General features: G+C 65.5%; 14 protein-coding genes and 3 tRNA genes. 10 read left to right on the top strand and 7 right to left on the bottom strand.

Annotated elements, in window-relative coordinates:
• The first annotated feature begins 144 nt into the window (after positions 1-144).
• The 8 genes from ubiB (at position 145) to LL964_RS16130 (ending at position 10,522) form a co-directional block, all read left to right on the top strand.
• A complete protein-coding gene (gene ubiB, locus LL964_RS16165) occupies positions 145-1,821 on the top strand; it encodes a 2-polyprenylphenol 6-hydroxylase (protein WP_104588321.1) in 1,677 nt (558 codons plus the stop codon).
• Between the two features lie 66 nt (positions 1,822-1,887).
• Positions 1,888-2,529 carry a transcriptional repressor LexA gene (gene lexA / locus LL964_RS16160; protein ID WP_104588322.1) on the top strand — a complete coding sequence of 214 codons (642 nt, stop codon included), beginning with the start codon at positions 1,888-1,890 and terminating at the stop codon, positions 2,527-2,529.
• 172 nt (positions 2,530-2,701) lie between these two features.
• Positions 2,702-3,736, top strand: coding sequence for a recombinase RecA (recA, locus tag LL964_RS16155; protein WP_104588323.1), 1,035 nt, complete (start codon positions 2,702-2,704; stop codon positions 3,734-3,736).
• A gap of 250 nt (positions 3,737-3,986) precedes the next feature.
• Positions 3,987-4,475 (top strand): recombination regulator RecX, encoded by a 489-nt coding sequence (gene recX, locus LL964_RS16150; protein WP_104588324.1) that lies wholly within the window; start codon positions 3,987-3,989, stop codon positions 4,473-4,475.
• A gap of 101 nt (positions 4,476-4,576) precedes the next feature.
• Complete coding sequence (gene alaS / locus LL964_RS16145) at positions 4,577-7,225, top strand: alanine--tRNA ligase (protein WP_104588325.1); 2,649 nt, start codon at positions 4,577-4,579, stop codon at positions 7,223-7,225.
• A 139-nt stretch (positions 7,226-7,364) separates the two neighbouring features.
• On the top strand, positions 7,365-7,577 hold the full coding sequence (gene csrA, locus LL964_RS16140) for a carbon storage regulator CsrA (protein WP_003481884.1): 213 nt from the start codon (positions 7,365-7,367) through the stop codon (positions 7,575-7,577).
• A gap of 83 nt (positions 7,578-7,660) precedes the next feature.
• Positions 7,661-7,753, top strand: a tRNA-Ser gene (locus LL964_RS16135).
• Between the two features lie 822 nt (positions 7,754-8,575).
• Positions 8,576-10,522, top strand: coding sequence for a methyl-accepting chemotaxis protein (locus LL964_RS16130; protein ID WP_208621474.1), 1,947 nt, complete (start codon positions 8,576-8,578; stop codon positions 10,520-10,522).
• Positions 10,523-10,792: 270 nt separating this feature from the next.
• Here LL964_RS16130 and LL964_RS16125 read toward each other — a convergent pair whose 3' ends face one another.
• Positions 10,793-11,494, bottom strand: a complete 702-nt coding sequence (locus LL964_RS16125) for a pirin family protein (protein ID WP_104588327.1) — start codon at positions 11,492-11,494, stop codon at positions 10,793-10,795.
• A gap of 137 nt (positions 11,495-11,631) precedes the next feature.
• On the opposite strand from LL964_RS16125, the gene LL964_RS16120 reads away from it, so the two are divergent.
• The gene (locus tag LL964_RS16120) at positions 11,632-12,564 is read left to right on the top strand and encodes a LysR family transcriptional regulator (RefSeq protein ID WP_104588328.1); all 933 of its coding nucleotides are present in this window, start codon (positions 11,632-11,634) and stop codon (positions 12,562-12,564) included.
• Between the two features lie 56 nt (positions 12,565-12,620).
• Positions 12,621-13,613 carry a DedA family protein/thiosulfate sulfurtransferase GlpE gene (locus LL964_RS16115; RefSeq protein ID WP_104588329.1) on the top strand — a complete coding sequence of 331 codons (993 nt, stop codon included), beginning with the start codon at positions 12,621-12,623 and terminating at the stop codon, positions 13,611-13,613.
• Positions 13,614-13,770: 157 nt separating this feature from the next.
• Here the strand turns inward: LL964_RS16115 and LL964_RS16110 are convergent.
• The 6 genes from LL964_RS16110 to LL964_RS16085 all read right to left on the bottom strand — a co-directional run bounded on the left by LL964_RS16110 (position 13,771) and on the right by LL964_RS16085 (position 17,709).
• A tRNA-Arg gene (locus LL964_RS16110) sits at positions 13,771-13,847 on the bottom strand.
• A 97-nt stretch (positions 13,848-13,944) separates the two neighbouring features.
• Positions 13,945-14,021 (bottom strand) — tRNA-Arg (locus LL964_RS16105).
• Between the two features lie 40 nt (positions 14,022-14,061).
• Positions 14,062-14,943: an alpha/beta hydrolase family protein gene (locus tag LL964_RS16100; protein WP_104588330.1), complete on the bottom strand. Its 882-nt coding sequence runs from the start codon at positions 14,941-14,943 to the stop codon at positions 14,062-14,064.
• Positions 14,940-15,749, bottom strand: a complete 810-nt coding sequence (thiD, locus tag LL964_RS16095; RefSeq protein WP_167395400.1) for a bifunctional hydroxymethylpyrimidine kinase/phosphomethylpyrimidine kinase — start codon at positions 15,747-15,749, stop codon at positions 14,940-14,942. Before thiD ends, LL964_RS16100 begins: the two co-directional genes overlap by 4 nt.
• Positions 15,750-15,829: 80 nt before the next feature.
• Positions 15,830-16,312: a hypothetical protein gene (locus LL964_RS16090; protein WP_104588332.1), complete on the bottom strand. Its 483-nt coding sequence runs from the start codon at positions 16,310-16,312 to the stop codon at positions 15,830-15,832.
• A complete protein-coding gene (locus LL964_RS16085) occupies positions 16,312-17,709 on the bottom strand; it encodes a PhoH family protein (protein WP_104588333.1) in 1,398 nt (465 codons plus the stop codon). The genes LL964_RS16090 and LL964_RS16085 overlap by 1 nt, the downstream gene beginning before the upstream one ends.
• Between the last annotated feature and the right edge of the window lie 6 nt (positions 17,710-17,715).

Below are 17,715 nucleotides of genomic sequence, written 5' to 3'. Positions count from 1 at the left end.
CATGCAGCATGCTGGCGCCGCCCGGCATCGCCCGCACGCAGGCTGTGGCATCGGGCGCCGTTGGGCGCCTGGTCCTGCGCCGTCGGACCGGCCGCACTGGCGCCTGCACGGCCAGCGGCTCCAGCAACGACTGGCGGTGCGCTGATGTGGGAGGCGCTTGGCACCGTACGCGATCTGGGCCGGCTGCAGGAAATCGCCGCCGTGCTGATCCGTTACGGCTTCGGCGACATCGTGCGCCGGATCGGGCTGGCCGATGTGCTCGAACGGGCTGGCAAGCTGCTGCATTGGAGCAATGCCGAAGGCCGCCTGCGGATGTCCGCTGCACAGCGCGTGCGGCGTGCGCTGGAAGAACTCGGCCCCACCTTCGTCAAGCTGGGCCAGGTGCTGGCCACGCGAGTGGATCTGCTGCCGCCGGAATGGATCGAAGAGCTGAGCGAACTGCAGAATGCGGTGCCGGCCTTGCCATTCGAACAGATCCTGCCGCAACTGATCGCCGCACTGGGTGCCGAACCGTCCAGCGTCTTCGCCCGGCTCGACGAGCAGCCGCTGGCGGCCGCTTCGCTGGCACAGACCCATCGCGCGTGGTTGGCCGACGGCACGCCGGTGGTGTTGAAGATCCGCCGTCCCGGGATCGGCGACACCATCGAGGCGGACCTGCGCCTGCTCGCGCGGTTGGCGGAAATCGTCGAGACCCGCGCGCCGGATCTGAAGCGATATCGTCCGGCCGAAGTGGTGCAGCAATTCACGGTTTCGCTGCGGCGCGAACTGGATTTCGCCGCCGAGTGCCGTAACGCCGAACGTATCGCAGCCAACTTCGCGCACGACCCGCAGGTGGTGGTGCCGGCGGTGCATTGGCAATGGACGTGCGAGTCGCTCAATGTGCAGGACTTCATCGACGGCATCCCCGGGCGCGATTTGCAGGCGGTGGACGCAGCCGGCCTTGATCGCAGGGCACTGGCGCGCGCCGGCGCCGGTATCGTGCTCAAGATGGTGCTGCAGGACGGTTGCTTCCACGCCGACCCGCACCCGGGCAATATCTTCTATCTGCGCGACGGGCGTATCGCCGTCATCGACTTCGGCATGGTCGGGCGCGTCTCCGAGCAGCGCCGGTTCCAGGTCGCGCAATTGCTGCACGGCATGGTGAGCCACGATGCCGAAGCGGTGATCGATGTGCTGCTGGAATGGGCCGGCAACAGTCTGGAGATCGACGAACCACGTCTGCAGCAGGACATCGGCGCGTTCGTCGATCAGTACCGGGGCGTGCCGCTGAAGGAACTGCACATCGGCGCCATGCTCGGCGACGTCACTGCGATACTGCGCGATCACGGTCTGACGCTGCCGTCGGATCTGGCACTGATGATCAAGGCCTTCCTCACGCTCGAGGGAATGGGGCGCCAGCTCGATCCGGATTTCGACATGGCCAGCGAAGCGCAGCCATACCTCGAACGGGTGGTCCTGCAACGTTACGCACCCAGCGCCATGCTGAGCCGCAGCCGTCGCACCGTGACCGGTGCGATCGATCTGATCGGCGATCTGCCGCGCGATCTCAAGCGCCTGATCCAGGCCGCGCGGCGCGGCAAGCTGCAACTGCATGTGGAAACACGCGCCTTGCGCGAGTTCGGCGAGCAGGTCGATCGCGCCGCCAACCGGCTGACCATGGGCATCGTGACTGCAGCGCTGGTCATCGGCTCCTCGATCGTGATGAACAGTGTCGGTGGCAGCGCCAGCCGCTGGCTGCTGGGGCTGGGCGTTGGTGGCTTCATCGGCGCCGGCCTGTGCGGCATCTGGATCCTGTTCTCGATCTGGCGCAGCCGGCGTTAGCGATCCACCGGACACCTTGCTTCGACGCTATTGCGCATGGCGCAGTTAGTAGTAATACTACTAACCATGGACCTGACCGATACCCAGCAAGCAATCCTGGCCTTGATCGCCGAACGCATCGATGCCGACGGCGTGCCGCCGTCGCAGACCGAGATCGCCCGCGCGTTCGGCTTCAAGGGCGTGCGCGCCGCGCAGTATCACCTGGAGGCATTGGAGCAGGCGGGTGCGATCCGCCGTGTCGCAGGGCAGGCGCGCGGCATCCGGCTGGCCGGGCAGGGCGCGCAGTCGCGGACGCCGCCGATCAGTGAGCCCCAACGCGACGACGTACTGCGGCTGCCGGTGCTGGGTCGCGTTGCAGCGGGTCTACCGATCGGCGCCGATATCGGGTCGGACGACTTCGTCGTGCTCGACCGGGTGTTCTTCTCGCCGTCACCGGATTACCTGCTCAAGGTGCAGGGCGATTCGATGCGCGACGAAGGCATCTTCAACGGCGACCTGATCGGTGTGCACCGCACCCGCGATGCACGCTCCGGGCAAATCGTGGTGGCGCGCATCGACGAAGAGATCACCGTCAAGTTGCTGAAGATCGGCAAGGATCGTATCCGCCTGCTGCCACGCAACCCGGATTACGCGCCGATCGAAGTGCAGCCGGATCAGGATTTCGCCATCGAGGGCCTGTATTGCGGGCTGTTGAGGCCCAACCGCTGAGGGCTGTGCCGAGGCGCGGGCTGGGGGTTTTCCCAGCCGGTCTTGCAGGCAATCCCGCTGCCGGGGCACCTGCCGCATCGTTAATCTGAGTGTGTCGCCAGCAGTCTCAGCCTCTGCGATACACCGCCGCTACATTGGCTCCACACCGAAATCACTGACAAGGATTACCCAGATGGACGAGAACAAGAAGCGTGCCCTTTCCGCCGCACTGAGCCAGATCGAAAAGCAATTCGGCAAGGGTTCGGTCATGCGCATGGGCGACCGTGTCATCGAGGCAGTCGAGGTGGTTCCGACCGGCTCGTTGATGCTGGACATCGCGCTCGGGATCGGCGGCCTGCCCAAGGGCCGGGTGGTGGAGATCTACGGGCCCGAGTCCTCGGGCAAGACGACCCTGACCCTGCAGGCGATCGCCGAGTGCCAGAAGAAGGGCGGCACCGCAGCCTTCATCGACGCCGAGCATGCCCTGGATCCGATCTATGCGGCCAAGCTGGGGGTGAACGTCGACGATCTGCTGCTGTCGCAGCCGGATACCGGCGAGCAGGCGCTGGAGATCGCGGACATGCTGGTGCGCTCGGGCTCGGTCGATATCGTGGTGGTCGACTCGGTGGCCGCACTGACGCCGAAGGCCGAAATCGAAGGCGAAATGGGCGATCAGCTGCCGGGCCTGCAGGCCCGCCTGATGAGCCAGGCGCTGCGCAAGCTGACCGGCAACATCAAGCGCTCCAATACCCTGGTGGTGTTCATCAACCAGTTGCGCATGAAGATCGGCGTCATGATGCCGGGCCAGAGTCCGGAAGTGACCACTGGCGGTAATGCGCTGAAGTTCTACGCCTCGGTGCGCCTGGACATCCGTCGGATCGGTTCGATCAAGAAGGGTGACGAGATCATCGGCAACCAGACCAAGATCAAGGTGGTCAAGAACAAGTTGGCGCCTCCGTTCAAGCAGGTGGTCACCGAAATCCTCTACGGCGAAGGCATCAGTCGCGAGGGTGAACTGATCGACATGGGCGTGGAAGCCAAGTTGGTGGACAAGGCCGGTGCCTGGTACAGCTATGGCGACGAGCGCATCGGCCAGGGCAAGGACAATGCACGCGGCTATCTGCGCGACAACCCGCAGGTAGCGGCCAAGCTGGAAGCAGAGCTGCGCGAGAAGTTCCAGCCTGCCGAGGCGCCGCGCGAAGAGGGCGACGACGCCGAGAAGGAATAACCAGACTGTCTGGCCGCCGGGCCACCCGATGGGAGCGCAGCCCAGCGGGCTGCGATGCACTCCATAGCCCGGCGTGTCGGCCCCGGCCGCTGCTGAGGCCCGGGGTATTCGGTCTGCAATGTCGTTACACGTTTTTCTATCGCGGGAGCGGCGGGGTCAGTGCCGTCGTTTCTCGCGGTAGATCTATCGAGGGCCAGGAGGGCAGGCGCCAGGGACGGCGCATTGATGGGGTCATCGAGGACAGGTCACGATGGACGAGCAGGAGCCCGCACCCAAGCGAGCGCGCCGGTTCAAGGAGCAAACGCCGGTCCAGCGCGCGCTGGGGCTATTGGTACGGCGCGAGCATTCGCGCAAGGAATTGAACCGCAAGCTGCTGGCGCGGGGGATCGAGCCGGACGCCGCGCAGGCGGCGGTGGAGCGGCTGGCGGGAGAGGGGTGGCAGGACGACGCCCGTTTTGCCGCCGCAGTGGTACGAAACCGGGCAGGTTCGGGGTACGGCCCCCTGCACATCCGTGCAGAGCTCGGTACCCATGGCCTGGACAGCGACACGATTGGCGCTGCGATGGCCACCTTCGAAGGCGACTGGACCGAGAATGCGCGCGATCTGGTCCGCCGCCGGTTCGGCGAGCAGGGGCCGGTGGATCTGTCGCAGCGTCGAAAGGCCGCCGAGTTGCTGGCCCGGCGGGGGTTCGATGGCAGCAGCATCCGAAGCGCCACGCGCTTCGAGCTTGAGGACTGAGGGCGTCAGGCCTGCTACCCTTCGTGGTTTCAGGTTGTTCCGCTCATCTGCGCCCACATCTCATTGGGTGACCGGGACCGCCGCCCGCCCAATGCCAGCTCATGAACGCACCTGCCAAATTCAGCACTTCCCAGATCCGTCGCGACTTCCTTGCGTTTTTCGAGGGCAAGGGTCACACCATCGTGCCCTCCGCACCGCTGGTGCCGGGCAACGACCCGACTCTGCTGTTCACCAATTCGGGCATGGTCCAGTTCAAGGACGTCTTTCTCGGCGCGGAGAAGCGCAGCTACGTGCGCGCTGCAGACGTGCAGCGCTGCCTGCGTGCCGGCGGCAAGCATAACGACCTGGATTCGGTGGGCTACACCGCACGTCACCACACCTTTTTCGAGATGCTGGGTAACTGGTCGTTCGGCGATTACTTCAAGAAAGAGGCCATCGCGTGGGCCTGGGAGCTGCTGACCCAGGTCTGGAAGCTGCCTGCCGATCGCCTGCTGGTCACCGTCTACCACACCGACGAGGAAGCCTTCGCGCTATGGCGCGACACGATCGGCGTTCCGGAGAGCCGCATCGTACGCATCGGCGACAACAAGGGCGCCCCGTACGCTTCCGATAACTTCTGGCAGATGGCCGACACCGGCCCATGTGGTCCGTGCACCGAGATCTTCTTCGATCATGGCGACCACATCGCCGGTGGTCCGCCCGGTTCTCCGGATGAAGATGGCGACCGCTTCATCGAGATCTGGAATCTGGTGTTCATGCAGTTCGACCGTCAGCCCGATGGCACCCTGGTGCCGCTGCCGGCACCGTGCGTGGATACCGGCATGGGACTGGAGCGCTTGGCGGCGATCCTGCAGCACGTCCATACCAACTACGAAATCGACCTGTTCCAGGCCTTGATCGGCAAGGCCAGCGCACTGACCGGCATCACCGACCTGGAGAACAAGTCGCTGCGTGTGATCGCCGATCACATCCGCGCCTGCTCGTTCCTGATCGTCGATGGCGTGCTGCCGTCCAACGAGGGCCGCGGCTATGTGCTGCGCCGGATCATCCGGCGTGCGCTGCGGCATGGCTGGATGCTGGGCGTGCGGCAGCCGTTCTTCAGCAAGATGGTGCCCACCCTGGTCGAGCTGATGGGGGAAGCCTACCCCGAGCTGGTGGTGGCCAAGGACACCGTTGCGCGTGCCTTGTTGGCCGAAGAAGAGCGCTTTGCCGAGACGCTGGATGCCGGCATGAAGATCTTCGACGAGATCGCGGCGCGCTCGCAGGAGGTCATTCCGGGCGCCGACGCGTTCCGTCTCTACGACACCTACGGGTTCCCGGTCGATCTGACCGCCGACATCGCGCGTGAGCGCGGTATGCGGGTGGACATGGAAGGTTTCGAGTTTTCCATGGAGCGTCAGCGCGAGACCGCGCGTGCGGCGGGCAAGTTCGGTGGCGGTGTGGCACTGCCGGCCGATCTGGTCGCCAGCATGTCGCCAACGGTGTTTCTGGGCTATGAAGCGCACGATGCCGATGCGCTCAAGGTGGTCGCGTTGCTCAAGCAGGGGCGACCCGTCGAGCGCGCAGAAGCCGGCGACGATGTCATCGTGTTCACCGATCGCACGCCGTTCTATGCCGAGTCCGGTGGCCAGGTCGGCGATAGCGGCGGATTGAGCAAGACGGGGGTGTCGATCGACGTCACCGACACCCAGAAATTCGCCGGACAGTTCCACGGTCACGTCGGGCGCATCACCGAAGGCGCACTCGCGCTGGGCGATGTGCTGGCGGGCGGCATCGACGCGCAGCGTCGCGGCAAGACCATCCTCAACCATTCGGCCACGCACCTGCTGCATGCGGCGCTGCGCGAGGTGTTGGGCACGCACGTGCAGCAGAAGGGCTCGTTGGTGGCGCCGGATCGCCTGCGTTTCGACTTTTCGCATTTCCAGCCGATCACGGCCGAAGAGCTGGCGGTGATCGAACGCAAGGTCAACGCCGAAGTGCGCGCCAATCACAGCGTCGAAGTGCACAACATGGCCATGCAGGAAGCACTGGATTTCGGCGCCATGGCCCTGTTCGGCGAGAAATACGGCGAGCGCGTGCGCGTGCTGAAGATGGGCGGCTACTCCACCGAGCTGTGTGGTGGCACCCATGTCAGCCGTACCGGCGACATCGGGCTGTTCAAGATCACCTCCGAAGGCGGCGTGTCGTCAGGCGTACGTCGCATCGAAGCGGTGACCGGGCAAGGGGCGTTGGACCATGTCGCCGACGAAGAGCGGCGCCTGTCCGAAGCGGCGAGCCTGCTTGGCGGAAATGCCGGCGAAGTGGTCGACAAGGTGCGCGCACTGACCGAGCGTCAAAAGCGTCTGGAGCGCGAACTGGAATCGTTGAAGGCCAAGCTGGCATCGGGCGCGACCGCCGATCTGGGCGCCGGTGCCGTCGATGTGGCGGGGGTCAAGGTCGTCGCCGTGCGTCTGGAAGGGTTCGACGCGAAAGCCTTGCGCGATGCGATGGATCGCCTGAAGCAGCAGCTGGGCGATTCGGTGGTCGTGCTGGCCGGTGCTTCCGGCGGCAAGGTCGCGTTGGTCGCCGGAGTGAACGGCAGCCCAACTGGCAAAGTGAAGGCGGGGGAACTCCTCGGCCATATCGCCAGTCAGATCGGAGGCAAGGGCGGCGGCCGTCCGGATCTCGCCCAGGGTGGTGGCGAGGACGGGCCCGCCCTTGCCACCGCGCTCGACGGGGTCGCCTCCTGGGTCAAGCAACACTTGGGCTGAACACTTGTCCTGCTATGCCTTGATGGCCAGCAGGATGTCCCGCTAACATTTCTGGTCTATTCCCCTTACGTAGGGCGCGTCTCACTCGGGAGGCCGTCGATGCTGGTGGGAAAACCACCGGTTCCAGGAGATTTGCAAAATGTTGATCCTCACTCGCCGGGTAGGCGAAACCCTGATGATCGGCGACTCGGTCACGGTTACCGTGCTCGGTGTCAAGGGTAATCAGGTGCGTATTGGTATCACCGCACCGAAGGATGTGGCTGTGCATCGCGAAGAAATCTATCAGCGTATCCAGCGTGGGGACGAGCCGGTCGCTTCCGGCGCGCATCACGGAGACGATTCTTCGAATTGATCGCGATAAAGGGTTTACCTTAGCCCCTCTTACCCGGTATTCTTCGCGGCCTGCCACGGATGTCGCGGCAGATCGAGAAAACTGGAGCGATGCCCGAGTGGCTGAAGGGGCTCCCCTGCTAAGGGAGTATAGGGTCAAAAGCTCTATCGAGGGTTCGAATCCCTCTCGCTCCGCCAGTATCTGAAGCGCCTGCAAATCGCTGATTTGCAGGCGTTTTTATTTGTGCGATGGGGCCACGGGAGTGCGCGCGTTTTCGCGCTGGCGGTCTGGGACCTGGTGCGCACGGCACTGTGCGACAACGTGGTGTTGGTTTGTAGTGCGAGCTCGGCCGATGAACCGATCCAGCCACAGCTGCTGCGATGGGTTCGCCGTACACGCCGCCGCGTCCCGGCGACGCTTCCTCCACATCGACGCGCGTCCGCGGCGTCGATCATCGATCCGGATGTTGGCATCCGACGATCAGGCATACGCCGCGACGGTGGCGTCGGCGAATGGACGGCGCGCCGGGCTCAATCGCGTTCCTGAAGCAGACCTGCTGCTGACGCGGGCTTGCCTGGGGTGCGGTCCTGCGCGCAGCAGGCCGCAGTGGCATTGCGAGCGATGCCGGCGGCTTGCCAGTCGAGCGCACCGGCTTGCTGGCGAGCACTGCGGCGGCTTGCTGTAGGTCGCGCATCGCAGATTGGCGCGCGCAAGCGGGCCGGTGCGGACAAGAAACGCACGATCGCTCGCCTGGGTCGGGTCGTTGTGACGCGATCGATTCGGTGTGCCGGCATCACGTAGGTCCGCATGCAGGTACCAGCTGCAGGAGCGTTGTGACGCAGTCCGGAATCTCGGTGCGCTTTGGCTGGGAGTGCACACATGCAGAAGACTGCGCCAGTCGCAGTGACGGAGGCAGTGCGGTATGCGTCGGAGGTCAAGTCGGGCGTCCGTGCGCCGCTAATGACGTCGACCCTTTCCCGGATTTCGACGTGATGCGCCTATCGCCGCTGTTTGAACGCCTGTTCTCTTTCTGGAGCCGCGCGCTGCAGCACAAGGCCAATGCAGTGGACCGGGTGATGGCGGTGATCGAGTTCGATCTGGATGGCCGCATCCTGGATGCGAATCAGAACTTCCTGTCGCTGATGGGATACCGGCTGGACGAAGTGGTTGGCCAGCATCACCGCATGTTCGTTACCACGAGCGACCGCGACAGCGAGAGCTATCGCCAGTTCTGGGACGCATTGCGTCGCGGCGACTTCAATGCGGGGCGTTTCTGCCGGCTGGACAAGCACGGGCGCGAGGTCTGGATCAACGCGTCCTACAATCCCTTGCTCGATCGCGCCGGCAAGGCCTATCGCGTGGTGAAGTACGCCACCGACATCACCCAACAGGTACGTCAGACCGCCGACTTCGAAGGGCGGATCGAGGCGATCGACAAGGTGATGGCTGTCATCGAGTTCTCGCTCGACGGCACGATACTCGATGCCAACCAGAATTTTCTGCAGGTGATGGGCTATCGGCTCGATGAGATCCTCGGCAGGCATCACGGCATGTTCGTGGATGCGGCCACACGCCAGTCCGCCGCCTATCGCGCGTTCTGGGATTCTCTGGGGCGCGGCGCATTCGATGCCGGTCGCTACCGACGCATCGGCAAGGACGGGCGGGAGGTCTGGATCCAGGCGTCCTACAATCCTGTCCTGGATGAGCACGGGCGCCCCTACAAGGTGGTGAAGTACGCCACCGACGTGACCCGGCAGGTCGTCGATTCGGCCGATGCGGATGGCCGCATCCAGGCCATTGACAAGGTCATGGGAGTGATCGAGTTCGATCTGGATGGGCATGTGCTGAGCGCCAACGAAAACTTCCTGGCGATCCTGGGTTACACGCCGGAGGAGGCGATCGGTCGGCATCACGGAACCTTCGTCGATGCCGCCTACCGTGCGTCCGAGGATTACCGCCATTTCTGGGCAAAGCTGGCGCGCGGTCAGTTCGATGCGGGGCGTTATCGCCGGCTGCGCAAGGATGGCACTGCGGTGTGGATCCAGGCCTCGTACAACCCGATCCTCGACGTGTCGGGTCGGCCGTACAAGGTGGTCAAGTACGCTACCGATGTCACCGACCAGGTGCGCTCGGCCGAGCGCATGCACGCGCTGGTGCGACAGACCATGAGCATCGCGCAGAACGTGCAGCGCGAGTCGCACCATATCTCCGCCAGCAATCAGGAATTGGTCAGCCGCGCGTCCACCCAGTCCAGCGCGGTGGCGCGGACGTCGAACACGATCGATCAACTGGCGGCGACGGTGAGGGTCAATTCCGAGCATGCGGGATCGGCGCGGCAGATGGCCGAAGACTCGGCGGCGGTGGCGCGGCGCGGTGCCGACGTCATTGCCCAGGTCGTCAAGACCACGGCCGGTATTCGTTCGGCCACGGACCGGATCGGCCAGATCATCGAGGTCATCGATGGCATCGCCTTCCAGACCAATCTGCTGGCATTGAATGCGGCGGTGGAAGCGGCACGCGCCGGCGAACAGGGGCGTGGCTTCGCGGTGGTGGCCACCGAAGTGCGCAATCTGGCGCAACGCTGCAGCGTGTCTGCACGGGAAATCCGTTCGCTGATCGACAATGCGACCGATCAGGTCGGCGATGGCTCGCGTCTGGCCGAGCAGGCCGGTGTGGTGATGCAGGACATGGTGACGTCGGTGTTGCGCGTCACCGCCACCGTCGAGCAGATCGCCAGCGCCAGCCGCGAGCAGGCGCAGGACATCTCCACCGCCAATACGGCATTGCAGTCCATCGGGGTGCAGGCGCGCGACCAGGCGCAAATGGTCGATGATCTGGCGCGCTCGGCACGTGTGCTGGAGGCCGATGCGGATGCCTTGTTCGCGCTGGTCAACGGCGATGCCGACGGATCTGCACCGCAGTCCGGCACGGCCGCAGAGCGACCGGCCCGTCCGCAGGCGGCCTGACGGAAGGGAATGGGCGTCTGCGCCGCGCGTACATATCGGAGCGCGGCGCAGGCGCTGTCTCCGAGGCGGCTGGCGCAGCGTTGGGTTGCGTCGGTGGGCCGGCGGTGCTTCGGAAGGGCCGATCCGCTGCGGCCTGCGTGCGCCGGCGTTGGACGCCGGCAAGGGCCGTTGCGGATCGCTGCAGAGTCGACGGAGCCGCCGCACGCATGCGAGTGCGCGGTTGTTGGCCGCGCCTCGCTTCAGCGGCAGGGTGCGGCGGCACCGGTTGCGTCATTTCGGCAGATCGAACACCAGGACTTCGGCGTCGTGGGCGTCGCCCAGTACGATCTCCGGCTCACCCATGACCTGCACCGCGTCGCCGGCCGACAGCACCTGCCCGTTGACAGTCAGGCTGCCGCGGGCCACTTGCACGTAACCGATGCGGCCCTCGGCCAAGGGCTGCCGCAGGTGCGCCGCACCGTCCAGGATCGTGGCGTACAGCCGCGCATCCTGATGAAGACGCAGCGAACCATCCTCGCCGCCGGGCGAGGCGATCAGGCGCAACTGGTTGCGCTTGCTGTCGGCGTCGAAATGCTTTTCCTCGTAGCTCGGCGCGATTCCGTTGCGTTCGGGCATCACCCAGATCTGCAGGAAGTGCACCGGCTCGCTGGCCGAGTGGTTGAATTCGCTATGCGTCACGCCGCTGCCGGCGCTCATGCGCTGCACGTCGCCATAGTGCAGGACCGAGCCGGTGCCCATGCTGTCCTTGTGCTCCAGCGCGCCGCCCAGCACGTAGGAAATGATCTCCATGTCGCGGTGGCCGTGGGTGCCGAACCCTTCGCCCGGTTGCACCTTGTCTTCGTTGATCACGCGCAGCGGACCCACCCCCATATGCCGCGGATCGTGGTAGCTGGCGAAGGAGAAGGTGTGGCGCGAGGACAGCCAGCCATGCTCGGCGCGGCCACGGGTGTCGCTCTTGCGGACGTTCAACATACTGCTTGCTCCTTGGTAGATTCGAACTTTCGCTAGGGGTGAAATATCGGGCCCAGCGGCTTGATGCGTAGTCTCCGCTTCTGCGCCCGCAAGAAAAAGCGAGTAGATTCGAGTCTTATCATCGAAAAATTCGAACAATGAAAATCAGCCTGGAAGCGCTGCAGATCCTGGATGCGATCGACCGCCGTGGTTCCTTCGCCGCGGCCGCCAAGGTCTTGTTCAAGGTGCCCTCGACCATTTCCTACACCGTGACCAAGCTGGAGCAGGACCTGGGGGTGCAGTTGTTCGAGCGGGTAGGGCCCAAGGCCACGCCGACCCAGGCCGGTCGCGAGCTGTTGCGTGAGGGACGACACCTGCTGCGCGCGGCGCAGGAACTGGAGGTGCGGGTGCGGCGGGTGGCCTCCGGCTGGGAGTCGGACTTCGCGATCGGGCTGGATGCAGTGCTGCCCGTGGCGCTGTTGCAGGCGCAGATCCTGCAGTTCTATACCGTGGCCGACAGCACGCGCTTGCGCGTGCTGAGCGAGTCGCTGTCCGGCTGCTGGGAAGCCTTGCTGGATCGACGGGTGGATCTGATCGTCGCCGCCGGCGAGGGACCCAGCGGCGGTGGCTATGTCGCCGAACCGATCGGCAGCCTGCGCTTCGTCTTCGCGGTCGCTGCCACGCATCCGTTGGCGCATGTGCAGCAGCCCGGAGCGGCCGAGCTGGCCGATCATCGTGCGATCGTGGTGGCGGATTCGGCGCGACGTCTGCTGCCGCGTACGGTGGGAGTGTTGTCCGGGCGCGACGTGCTGACCGTTCCCGACATGCAGACCAAGCTGCTGCTGCAACTGGCCGGGGTCGGCTACGGTTTCCTGCCCGAGCCGTATGCGCGTGCGGCACTGCAGGACGGTCGCCTGCAGGAAGTGGCGGTGGACGCGCGCAAGGCCGACGAAACCTTCTCTCTGGCCTGGCGGCCCGGCGAAGAGGGTGAGGCTTTGCGCTGGTGGCGGCAGGCGCTGCGCGGCGACGGCTTGTTCGACCACTGGTTGCGCTCGCTTGCGGAAACGTATCGTTCCGTCGCCGTCGGGTAGTCGGGCATCGGCAGCGGCGCGGATAATGGCCGCTTGCCGTCGCGCAGGGCCCCCGCATGCAAGGCTTGATCGAACAGTACGGATTGGCGCTGGTCTTCGCCAACGTACTGGCATTGTCGCTCGGGCTGCCGGTGCCGGCACTGCCGACCCTGGTGCTGGTGGGCGCCGGCTACGCGTTGGCGGGCGGGAGCGATGCCTTGTTGGCCGGCCTGGTGGCGCTGGGCGTGTCGGTATTGGCGAGCCTGCTGGGCGATCTGGCCTGGTATCTGGCTGGGCGGCGCTTCGGCAACCGCACCTTGCAGTCGCTCTGCCGGCTGTCGTTGTCACGCGATACCTGCATGAAGAAGACCGAGCGGTTCTTCTCGCGCTGGGGCGTGCGCGTGCTGGCAGTTGCGAAGTTCGTGCCTGGCCTGTCGATGGTCTCGGTGCCGATGGCTGGCGCCAGCCAGGTGCGGCTCTGGGCATTCCTGCGCTACGACGCGTTCGGTGCTGCGCTCTGGGCGCTGGTTGGCCTGGGGCTGGGAGCGGTGTTCGCCGATCAGGTGCAGGACGTGCTGGTCTTCCTGTCCGAGCTGGGTTCCGGTGCGGTGGTGGTGCTGGCGGTGCTGCTGGCCTGCTATGTCGGCTGGCGCTGGTGGCGGCGGCATGCCTTGCTGCGGTCATTGGAACAGGCGCGCATTGCGGTGGACGAGTTGCTGCCGTTGCTGGAAGGCGATGAGCCGCAGCGCCCCACGGTGCTGGACATTCGTGCGCCCGGGTATCGCGAGTTGCAGCCGTACACGATCCCCGGCGCCATGTTCGCCGATGAGCGGCAGCTGGCGCAGATCCTTGCCAGCGTGCCGCGCGAACGTGCCGTGGTGATCTACTGTGCGTGCCCCGGCGAAGTGTCTGCCGCCTGGCTGGCCGGACGCATGCGCGCGCGGGGCTATCGCGATGTGCGGCCGTTGCGGGGTGGGCTGGATGCGTGGCACGACGCCGGCTATCCGGTGACGTCGTTGCTGCCGGTCGTGGTGGTCGCGGACGCAGACGCGCGAGGTGCAACGGTGTGATCGCTGGTGCATGCATGCGAGCTGCGCAGCGATCGTCGGCCGACATGTGCGCGATCGGTGCCAGTGCTGCGATCGGCAGCGGCGATGGGCATCGATGCATCGGAGCCATGGCGACAGGCAAAAAAAAGACCAGCAAGCTGGTCGTTTTCTTCAAGATTGGTGCGCCCGGAGAGATTCGAACTCCCGACCGCCTGGTTCGTAGCCAGGTACTCTATCCAACTGAGCTACGGGCGCATGTCTTGTTTTGTGTTGTCCATCCGGTGCGGTGCAACCGAAGGTTCAACTGAAAAAACCGCGATTCAATGCTGTTTTTTTTTTACTTTTCTGAAGATGGTGCGCCCGGAGAGATTCGAACTCCCGACCGCCTGGTTCGTAGCCAGGTACTCTATCCAACTGAGCTACGGGCGCCTCGTCAGGAGCGGAATTATGCGGAAGCCCGCACGGGTCGTCAATCCCTTTGTGAAATCCGCCAGCGGTCGGCCGCCTTGCCGCAGGAGTCTCCAAACACGGCGGCTACGGCGGCCGGTGTCTTCATCCAGGCGAAATGATCGCTGCGTACGCCCAGCTGCGCATCGTCCAGTTGCCGTACGTGGGCATGTGCCTGCGGCATCTTGCGCAGCAAAGCGTGCAACGCCGCAGGCGGGCCGAAGCGGTCGCGCGCAAACGTCACAGCAGTGACCGGCAGCGTAAGCGCGCCAAGCGCGCGTTCCAGATTCCATGCGGTACCCGCGGCGCGATAGCGATTGCTGCGACCGACGTGTGCCCAGTCGGCGATCAGGCTGCGCGCCTCGGTGCCACCGAAGCCCAGCGACCGCCCATGCAGCACGCCTTGCACGCGGGCCAACCAGGGCAGGGCGCGATACGCCACGGGCAGCGCATAGCGCAGGGGGCGCGGAAACTGCCGCCAGTAGGGCGAGCCGCTGGCAACCAGCCACAGGTGTGCGATGCGCATGGGCTGCAGCGCGGCATGGCAGCAGGCCAACTGTCCGCCCAGACTGTGTCCGCCGACGATGTGCGGAAGGTGTGGTGCTTCTCGCTCCAGCAGCGCATGGCTGGCGGGAATGTCGTCGTCCAACAGGCTGCGAAAGCCCCAGTCGTGGCGGCGCGATGGGCGCAGCGTGCTGCTTCCGTTGCCCCGCCATTCGTGCAGATACACCGCGATGCCGGCAGAGGCCAGTGCCGTCGCGAATGGCTGATAATGCCGTGCTGCCACGCCCAGTGCCGGTAGCCACAGCAACGCGGCGATCGGCTGTGCAGGCGCATGGCGGATCAGCTGCCAGCGATGTCCATCCGCTGCGCTCGCGCTCAGGAGCTCGCTGTGGACGCTCATGCGCCCGGCGCGGCGCCAAAATGGTCGAGTACCACCACCTCGCTATTGCCTGGGCATTGGCCGATGCGGATGGCGCGCGCCACATAGTCGATGCCGGCCTGGCAGGCATTGAGCAGCGACAGGCCTTGACACAGCTGTGCGGCGATCGCCGCCGACAGGCTGCAGCCGGTGCCGTGCGCATCCACCGGCAGGCGTGGATGCATGAACACGTCCTGGGTGACGCCATCGTCGAAACGGTCGACCACGCGTGCACCTTCGTGCAGATGGCCGCCCTTGAGCAGCACCGCCTGTGCGCCGAGATCGAGCAAGGCTGCGGTCGCATGCTCGGCCGAGCCGGCATCGGCGATACGGCGGCCGGTCAGCAGCTCGGCTTCGGGCGTGTTGGGCGTGATCAGCGTCGCCAGCGGCAGCAGGCGATGACGTAACGCCTCCAGCGCGGCGTCTTCCAGCAGCCGCGCGCCGCTGGTGGAAACCATGACCGGGTCCAGCACCACGAACGGGGGGCGATATGTCTCCAGCAGATCGGCCACGCAGTGGATGACCTCGGCGTTGGCCAGCATGCCCAGCTTGACTGCCTGGATCTCGAAATCCTCGAAACAGGCATGCACCTGCGCCTGCAGGAAGGCGATCGGCGGGATGTGCACCGCAGTGACCGCGCGGGTGTTTTGCGCGGTCAGCGCCGCGATCGCCGACAGGCCGTGCACACGATGCGCGGCGAAGGTCTTCAGGTCGGCCTGGATGCCGGCGCCGCCGCCGGAATCGGAGCCGGCGATGGTCAATGCGGACAGCGTGCTGGGCGTGGTCATGTGCCGATTCTGCACTGCCGGGGGGCGGGGTGTGCGGCGCCGGAGCGCTGCATGTGCACCGACTCGCGACAGTGCCTGCTTCAGGGGCTGCCGTTGATGGCGATGTCCGAGAACGCACCGGTCTGCGGATCGTACAGCGCCCCCCAGAACGCGCTACCACCATCGCAGACCCGGATCGCCTCCCGGGCCGGCCTGATCGGTGGATCGTTGGGCAGCTTGAAGGCGTTGATATAGATCAGCTGCTGGCCCTGGATCACCACGCCAACGTACTGGCGATCGTATTCGCGCGGTTCGGCGATGGTCGGGGTCAGCGCGTCCTGGCGCGATTCCAGCAGTTCGATCTGCTGCTGCGTGGGCGCCCAGTAGCCGCTGATGCGCCCAGGCTGGCGTGCGGGGCTGTCGCGCGAACAGGTGTCCAGCACCTGCTCGGCGATGCCCTGGCGGGTGATGATCCACGATTGCCCGCTCTTGAGACTGGTCGGCACGCTGGACGGCGCCTGCGTGGTGGCGCAGCCGGCCAGCGCGATCGCCGCAAGCGCCGCCGCGCCGCGCATGCTGCGCATCACAACACCTCCGAGGCGAAGTCGGCCAGGCGCGAGCGCTCGCCGCGGCGCAGCGTGAGGTGCGCGCTGTGCGGCCAGGCCTTGAAGCGGTCCACTGCGTAGGTCAGGCCCGAGGTGGTTTCGGTGAGGTAAGGCGTGTCGATTTGCTCGACATTGCCCAGGCACACGATCTTGGTGCCGGGACCTGCACGGGTGATCAGCGTCTTCATCTGCTTGGGAGTGAGGTTCTGCGCCTCGTCCAGGATCAGATAACGCGACAGGAAGGTACGCCCGCGCATGAAGTTCATCGAGCGGATCTTGATGCGGCTGGCGAGCAGGTCGTTGGTGGCCGCACGGCCCCACGAGCCGCCTTCCTGGTTGTGCGTGAGCACTTCCAGGTTGTCGGTCAGCGCGCCCATCCATGGCGTCATCTTTTCTTCCTCGGTGCCGGGCAGGAAGCCGATGTCCTCGCCCACGCTGACGGTGGCGCGGGTCATGATGATCTCGCGATAGCGCTGCTGGTCCAGGGTCTGCGCCAGGCCGGCGGCCAGTGCGAGCAGGGTCTTGCCGGTGCCGGCGGTGCCGAGCAGGGTGACGAAGTCGATCTCCGGATCCATCAAGGCGTTGAGCGCGAAATTCTGCTCGCGATTGCGCGCGGCGATGCCCCAGACCGCGTGCTGGGCGGTGCGGAAGTCGTCGACCAGGCACAGCGTGGCCTTGCCGCCGCCGACGCGCGCCACGCGCAGTTCGACCTCGTCCTCGCCCGGCAGGTACAGATACTGATTGGGGTGCCAGTCCTCGTCGGCGGCCAGGACGATCTCGTAATGGGTGCGGCCGCGTTCGTTCCAGCTGCGCAGGTCCTGGTTGTGCTTCTGCCAGAAGTCCTCCGGCAGTTCGATCGCACCGGTGAACAGCAGGCTGAAGTCGTCCAGCGCGCGGTCGTTCTGATAATCCTCCGCGACCAGGCCGCTGATGTAGGCCTTGATGCGCAGGTTGATGTCCTTGGACACCAGGATGACCGGAACCTCGGGGTTTTCTTCGCGCAGCGCCAGCACCGAGGCCAGGATCTTGTTGTCCGGCAGCATCGCGCCGAAGGTGCGGCCCGGGTCGATCGGGTGGATCTGGAAATACAGCCGCCCGATCGCGCTCTGGCCCTTGAGCTGGATGCCCTGAGGATGGCTCAGCAGGATGCCGGCCTGGATCTGCTCGGCATCGGTGTTCTCCAGCAGCTCGTCCAGGAAGCGGCTGACCTGGCGCGCGTTGCGGCTGACTTCGGAGGTGCCCTTCTTGGCGTTGTCGAGCTCCTCGATCACCTGCATCGGCAGGAACACGTCGTGTTCCTCGAACTTGAACAGCGCGGTGGGATCGTGCATCAGCACGTTGGTGTCCAGCACGTAGATGCGCTTGCCTCGGGTCATTGGGTC

Origin of the sequence: Xanthomonas melonis (assembly GCF_020783655.1) — a bacterium.
Lineage (GTDB): Bacteria > Pseudomonadota > Gammaproteobacteria > Xanthomonadales > Xanthomonadaceae > Xanthomonas > Xanthomonas melonis.
The sequence above is the reverse complement of the archived record's forward strand: the minus strand, read 5'-3'. Positions and strand labels throughout refer to the sequence as shown.